Origin of the sequence: Nocardioides malaquae (assembly GCF_015070385.1) — a bacterium.
Taxonomy (GTDB): Bacteria; Actinomycetota; Actinomycetes; order Propionibacteriales; family Nocardioidaceae; genus Nocardioides; species Nocardioides malaquae.
Genome location: NZ_JADCSA010000909.1, coordinates 1 through 248, shown reverse-complemented (window position 1 = coordinate 248; position 248 = coordinate 1). Strand labels below are relative to the sequence as shown.

Annotated in this window: 1 protein-coding gene; it reads left to right on the top strand. The window is 55.6% G+C overall.

The window, feature by feature from the left end:
* Positions 1-248 (top strand): amidohydrolase family protein (locus IEQ44_RS16340; protein WP_193639466.1); only part of this gene is annotated, 248 nt, incomplete at both ends.

Here is a 248-nt window from a genome sequence, read left to right as displayed (position 1 = left end):
CATATCGGTGCTCACGCGCCGTTTACCGTGCCGGATGCCGGTCTGGAGATGCTGCGTGAAGCCGTGAAAGCCACAGGCCGTGGTTTGCATATTCACGCTGCGGAAGACCTTTACGCCGTTTCCTACAGTCACCACTGGTACGGCAAAGACCTGCTGGCACGACTGGCGCAATTCGATCTCATCGACAGCAAAACGCTGGTCGCTCATGGGCTGTACTTGTCGAAAGATGACATCACCCTACTCAATCA